Here is a 6,603-nt window from a genome sequence, read left to right on the forward strand (position 1 = left end):
TCCTGCATGATCATCCCGACCTGCATATCACATCGGCCGGCCGGTAAACAACGCCTGCTGCTGACCTTTGCAGCCGGCCTGACTTTATTCACAGGCTGTAAAGCGCCAGATGAAGCACCTGTAGAAGCCACACCTGTAATCCCGTATGCTTACACGTATGAAGATGTAACGGCAACGGCCGGCTTGGGTGATTTTATACATGAAACAGGGGCGTCTGGCAATTTTTGGTTTCCAGAAACGGTAGGCGCGGGTGCTGCCTTTTTTGATTACGATGGAGATGACTGGTTAGACATTTTATTGGTGGCTGGCGCCCGCTGGGAAGGAGAAGGGGAGCCCATACCGGCTTTGCAGCTGTTTCGAAATACAGGGGATGGAGCTTTTGAAGAGGTAACGGAAGCAGCCGGCTTGCGTGATGTGGTTGCCTATGGCTTTGGTGTGCTCGCCGGCGATTACGATAACGACGGAGACCAGGACTTCTTTTTTACAACACTCCATCAAAATCACCTTTTCCAAAATAACGATGGGCGATTTACAGATGTGACCCGCGAAGCAGGGTTATCCGTTGACGATTTTTGGAGTACAACGGCCATCTTCTTCGATGCAGATAACGATGGCTGGCTCGATCTGTACGTGGGCAATTATGTGCGCTGGCAGCCTGAGCTGGATCAGTTTTGTACGCTCGATGAATACGAGCAGTCGTACTGTGCTCCCCAGCAGTTTGAAGGAGAGCCGGCCCAGTTTTACCGCAACAATGGAGACGGCACCTTTGCTGACGAAACGGAGAAAGCCGGTATGACACCTACGCCGGGCAAAACCCTAGGCGTGACAGAGCTCGACATAAACCAGGACGGCTGGAGTGATCTTGTGGTTGCCAACGACACCCAGCGTAACCTGTTGTATGTAAACAAAGGTGATGGCACCTTTGAAGAGCAAGGCTTGTTGACGGGCATCGCATTTGACGAAAATGGTGTTGCCCGCGCCGGCATGGGTATTGATTCTGGCGATATTGAAAACAATGGCGAGGATTGGGTGTTCATTGGCACCTTTGCGCACGAGATGATTGGTGTATTCAAATCAACCCCCAATGGCTTTTTTCTGGACCGCTCCGCTGCTTCAAAAATTGGCCGGCAAAGCCTCCAGACCCTCAATTTTGGCCTCTTTCTATATGATGCTGAATACGATGGTGATCTCGATATGCTGGTAGCCAACGGGCATATCTATCCCGCCATCGAAAAGGTTGAGAATGCGATAACCTACAGGCAGCCCACGCAGTTGTTTGTAAATGAGGGAGATGGAACGTTCACCGATGTAATGCCTGAGATACAGGGTGTTTGGGCAAAGCCACTTGTAGCACGAGGTGCTATTTTTGGCGACTATGACCGCGACGGAGATGTGGATATTTTGCTCACTGAAAACGGCGGCCCAATTCATTTATGGCAGAACAACTCTGTGCAGGGCAACTACCTGCGTGTTAAGCTGCAGGGTACTTCCAGCAATGCTGATGGTCTGGGCGCCCGCGTTGTGGTGTATGCCGGCGACCTTGTGATGCAACGGCGTATCCGAACCGGGGGGACGTACATGTCGCAGTCCGAACTAACCGCCAGTTTTGGGGTGGCTGCGTACAACAAGATAGACTCCCTGATCGTTTATTGGCCAGGTGGCGTCGCGCAAAAACGATATGAATTGCCTGTAAATGAAGAGATTTTAGTTGTAGAAGGCGCAGAATAACTTTTAATTCTAGCAACTAGCAAGCCCCACCTTTTCCCTGCCCCACGTTTCACCTAGCCCTGGATTGCTATACATCATGGGTTTTATGCAGCTACATCGACCGAATTGGATTGCAACCAGCATGCTCTGCCTGTTCCTGGTATGTGCTGCTGCCTGTAGGTCTGGCGATGGCGAACCGCTATCTCGCACCGACATTGCGCGCGCGCAGGTTAATCCACAGGCCACCAACTTTCTGATTCAGGCCCAGCAGGCATTGGATAGAGGCATACTTAACCGGGCCCTCGCGTTTGCAGACAGTGCAGTTGCTCTCGAACCAGACCTGGCAGATGCCCATTTTATGCGTGGCCGTACCCTGGCAGCAGCGCGCCAGTACGGTGAAGCAGAGCAATCTTATAACGAAGCGTTGGCGCGCGATCCGGCATATGTCATCGCCCGATTTGATCTGGGCAATATTGCTTATGGCCAAGACCGGTTTCAGGAAGCACTAACGCGCTATTTGGAAATTTTGGAAGTTGGAAACTTGGAGGATGTGGGACCTGAAGACCTGCCCGCATCACTCGAAAAGGACAGAATAACAGCATCGCTCGTGCAGATTGGGCGGACGTATGTTAAGCTTGGCGCCTTTGATGAAGCCCGCAATGCTTATGATCTGGCGCTTGTTGTTGATAGCACGGATGCAATGGTGCACAATGATTTTGGTATCATGTTGCGCGACGATGGCGATATTTCCCGTGCAATTCTCCACGCGCGTAAAGCCCTCGATCTCGAGCCGGCAATGATAGACTATCGGTATTTTCTCGGCGCCTTGCTGGTGCAGCAAGGGCGTTATGAAGACGCCATTCCGTATCTGGAGCAGGTCATTGCTCAGCGACCCTGGCAGCAGGGTGCGCATTTCAACCTTGGGCAGGCGCTCATCCGTACCTCGCAGACAGATGCCGGCATGCAGATGTTGGCGCTGGCAGACTCTGTGCAACTGTGGCAGACCGATATCGATCAGACAAAGGCCAACGTCGATAACGACGCCAATCGGCCTGAGAACTGGATTGAACTTGGGAAAGCATACTTGAGAGCTGGACGGTACGTTGATGCAGCAGAAGCATTTCAGTACGTATTGCAGTTTTTACCCGAGCACGAAGCAGCACGCTACAATATGGCAGTGGTTTGGGAGAAGACGGGAGAAGTAGCCCGGGCCCGCCAGTTGCTGCGTGGCATTCTGAAAACCAATCCTTCACACAAGCCGGCGCAGGCCTTGCTTGATCAGCTCAAAGTCTCTTACTGATTGCTATTGTGGTTCGGTGAGCATCAGCAACTGGTTTGCTTGAACGTTCGTCTGCAGTTGCTGCTTGCCGCTTGGCCAGGTAATACGGAGCGAATCAACAACGGTGGTTATGTTCAGGCCAAAAGTTGCGATGGTTTCCGATTGGGAGAGATAGCTGGACCCCGTTCGAGTGTAGCGGATCTGCTTTGTCCCGCCGGCATACAGTTCGACTAATGACCCCAGGGCATCGCGGTTGCTGGATGTGCCGGCGAGCTTGATCCGTAAATAATTGGCTGCTTGAGAAAGATCGTTGCGCCACAAAAAAGCCGGCCCACCGTTTTCGGTGATGAGGACGTCGAGGTCCCCATCATTGTCCAGGTCTCCATAGGCAATTCCACGGCCTACGAGGGCTGGGAAGTTGGTCAGACGGTCGGCGACATCGCTGAACACGCCGGTGCCGTCATTGAGGAAAAGATGGGGCGTTTGTTTATAGGCAATGCCTTCCTGCGTGTTCTCAATTTCAACCTGCAGGTGTCCATTGGCAGTAAAGAGGTCGAGGTCTGCATCCAGGTCTATGTCCAGCAAAGCAAGACCAAAGGTGAGGGTGAGCAAACTGGGGCGGCCGATTTTAGAGCGGGCAGCGCGATCCACAAACAATCCGTCGCCAATATGGTGATACACGGCAATCATTTCTTTGGAGAAGTTGCCAACAAAGACCGTTTCATCATTGCCGCCATCGATAAACCCGGTGTCTATGCCCATGCCGGCGCGTGCCTTTCCGTTTTCGTCAAACGCAATGCCGCTAAGTTGCCCCTTTTCCGTAAATATGCCGGTGCCATCATTTTCATAGAGCAGGTCGCGCTGTGTATCATTGGAGACAATGAGGTCGGGTGCCCCATCTTTGTTGTAATCAAGCATCGCGGCGCCGAGTGTTTTGCCCGGTGCGTCAGCAAAGCCACGTGCAGCGGTTTGGTCGCTAAACGTGCCGTCTCCATTGTTGTAAAAGAAGGTCCCGGGTGTGCCGTTATAAAGCTCGGGTGTGCAATAACTCTTGTTGGTCCCGTCGAGGGTGCAAAAAATGTCATCTTCAGGTGACCAGTCGACGTAGCCGCCGAGATAGAGATCAAGCCAGCCATCGCGATCTGCATCAAAGAAGAGTGCGGTAGAATGCCAGTCGGTTGCCACTGCGAGTCCGGCTTGCCGGCTAACATTGATAAATACGCCTTCATTGTTTTGCAGGAGGCGTGTGCCTTCGAGGGTGGTAAGGGCGATATCCTGATCGCCGTCGTTGTCGTAGTCGGCTGTTGCAACGCCAAACCCGTAGGCCTGCATGCCTGAAAGGCCGGCAGCTTTGGAGATGTCGGAGAATGAGCCATCCTGGTTGTTGCGATAGAGCAAGAGCGCGGGTGTTGTGTCATCTGCTGTCCAGGTGGCGCCGCCTACGAGGAGGATGTCTTGCCAACCGTCATTGTCTATATCTACAATGGCAGCGCCCGAGCCCATGGTTTCAGGAAACCATTTTTCACCGGATGCACCGGTTGCGTGGGTGAAGTTGGCAAGGCCAGCTTCAGCAGTAGCCTGGGAGAGGGTAAAAGGGATTGCTGTTTCGGATGCTGCGGGTTGTTCTGAGGCGGGTGCTTTTTCGCAGCTGGTGGTAACAAGCAAGATCCCGAACATCAAGGTCAGGAGGCTGACACTTCGCATAACAAACAGGTCAGGTGAGTAAGGTCTGCCCTTTAATGAAAAGAGGAGGCCCTTGATCCTTTCGCTGTACGGAAGGCCTGTCTGTTTTCTTTTTTATTCAGATTGTTCATTTTAGGATCTGGCGAAATTAATCAGGAAAGCAGGTGGATTATGCAAAAGTACCGGATAGCAGGAAGTGCAATACTGTTCATACTATACGCAGGTGTATTCCTCGTTAACCCTGTTTGGGGGATGCAATCAAGTGACCCAGAGACTTTTCCGTTATGGGCATCAGGTGCGCCTGATGGTAATGGTGAGCCGGCAGACGAGCCGACACTGACAGTTTATGAGCCGGCAACAGGTGTTGCGACAGGCACCGCAGTAGTTATCGCACCCGGCGGCGGGTACGGGATGCTGGCCATGGACCACGAAGGACACGACGTGGCGCGTTGGTTGAATACACTCGGCATAACAGCATTTATCCTGAAATACCGCCATGCCCCGAAGTTCAGGCATCCGACACCCCTCCGCGATGGGCAGCGGGCTTTGCGCCTGGTTCGAGCGCGGGCTGGTACGTGGGGGATAGATACCGATAAAGTGGGGATCCTTGGTTTTTCTGCAGGGGGGCACCTGGCCTCGAGCGCTGGCACGCATGCAGACTGGGATGATCCGATGCGTGAAGGCTCCATCGATGTCTTGAGTGCCAGGCCTGATTTTATGGTGCTGGTATATCCGGTCATATCAATGACCGAATCGTACATGCACCGTGGCTCGCGCGACAATTTGCTGGGCAAAGACGCAACGGAGGCGTTGGCCTTGCTGATGTCGAATGAAAAACAGGTTGACGCGACAACGCCGCCGGCATTTCTGATGCATACAACGGAGGACAAGGCTGTACCGCCCGAGAACAGTATTTATTTCTATCTCGCCTTGCGGGAGGCCGGCGTTGGTGCCGAAATGCACATTTACGAAGCAGGTCGTCACGGTGTTGGGTTGGCGCCCGGCGATCCGGTGTTATCTACCTGGCCGGCGCGGTGTGCTGCTTGGCTCAAAGCCAATGGTTTTTAAGCGATTTGTAAAGCAAAAAACAGCAAAGGGAAAGTCGTTTTATTCTCGAAACGCGCTTGTAATGGCTTTAATCGACTTTTAAAACGGAGAAGTTAACAGTTTCTTTTTATTTGACCGTTCACCCCCCAAGATGAACCGTTCAGGCAGATTTATGCTCGTCACATAAAAAGATGATGCAAATTGTGCCGAATTGAAAACGCTTTCAATTTATGTAGAGCCAGTGAATTTAGTGCTTGTTTGAAAAATAAAGCGTCGGGCGTATGGCAATATACGCGGCATTTTTCGGGAAGGCTTTTTGAACTGATCGCTTTTGTACTTTGAGGTAATTGTTGGGTACATCCTTTTGAATTTAGGGCGCAAGCTATTTCCTTCTAATTTAAGAAGGATTGGTGTGCGATTCTCTAAATTTGTTGCATTAAATCCTGTGTTTTTGTAGCGGGTACACAATGCAAGCTATTTGGCAGCGCCAAGGGGTTAGGTGATTCTGTAATACCTTGATTTTATGGACTGAAATAGGTATTTCTTAAGGCAATCTAGCTGTCGCTGCGAAATTAAAGCAGTTTGATTTTGGATCATTCAAGGGCTGACGTGAAGCCACCACGAAGCGTTCGGTCATTGTTTTTAATAAAAGAGTTACCCTCCTTTTCGTTCAGAATGGAGTTTTGTTGCGGGGTTTCGCAAACAAAGTTTTTTGAACGTAAGAATATGGATGATCGTGAGGATGGGGTATTACTTCATGGCAATCATAGCCACTAAAACTGATTTCCTGGGGCGAAGTGCGTCTTTGGGAGTCAATTCTTTGCACTCTAAGTAACTACTTACCAGATGGAGATTCACACTATGAGAATCACGAAGCTACTAGGCGC

At 51.5% G+C, this 6,603-nt stretch carries 4 protein-coding genes; 3 read left to right on the top strand and 1 reads right to left on the bottom strand.

The features are described from left to right. The first annotated feature begins 6 nt into the window (after positions 1–6). Both AAF564_12560 and AAF564_12565 read left to right on the top strand, forming a co-directional pair. Complete coding sequence (locus tag AAF564_12560; protein ID MEM8486375.1) at positions 7–1,728, top strand: CRTAC1 family protein; 1,722 nt, start codon at positions 7–9, stop codon at positions 1,726–1,728. A gap of 121 nt (positions 1,729–1,849) precedes the next feature. Continuing rightward, complete coding sequence (locus tag AAF564_12565; GenBank protein MEM8486376.1) at positions 1,850–3,007, top strand: tetratricopeptide repeat protein; 1,158 nt, start codon at positions 1,850–1,852, stop codon at positions 3,005–3,007. A 3-nt stretch (positions 3,008–3,010) separates the two neighbouring features. Here AAF564_12565 and AAF564_12570 read toward each other — a convergent pair whose 3' ends face one another. Continuing rightward, positions 3,011–4,690 (bottom strand): CRTAC1 family protein, encoded by a 1,680-nt coding sequence (locus AAF564_12570; protein MEM8486377.1) that lies wholly within the window; start codon positions 4,688–4,690, stop codon positions 3,011–3,013. A gap of 150 nt (positions 4,691–4,840) precedes the next feature. On the opposite strand from AAF564_12570, the gene AAF564_12575 reads away from it, so the two are divergent. Then, positions 4,841–5,737, top strand: a complete 897-nt coding sequence (locus AAF564_12575) for an alpha/beta hydrolase (protein MEM8486378.1) — start codon at positions 4,841–4,843, stop codon at positions 5,735–5,737. Positions 5,738–6,603 lie beyond the last annotated feature (866 nt).

It is taken from the genome of Bacteroidota bacterium (genome assembly GCA_039111535.1).
Lineage (GTDB): Bacteria > Bacteroidota > Rhodothermia > Rhodothermales > JAHQVL01 > JBCCIM01.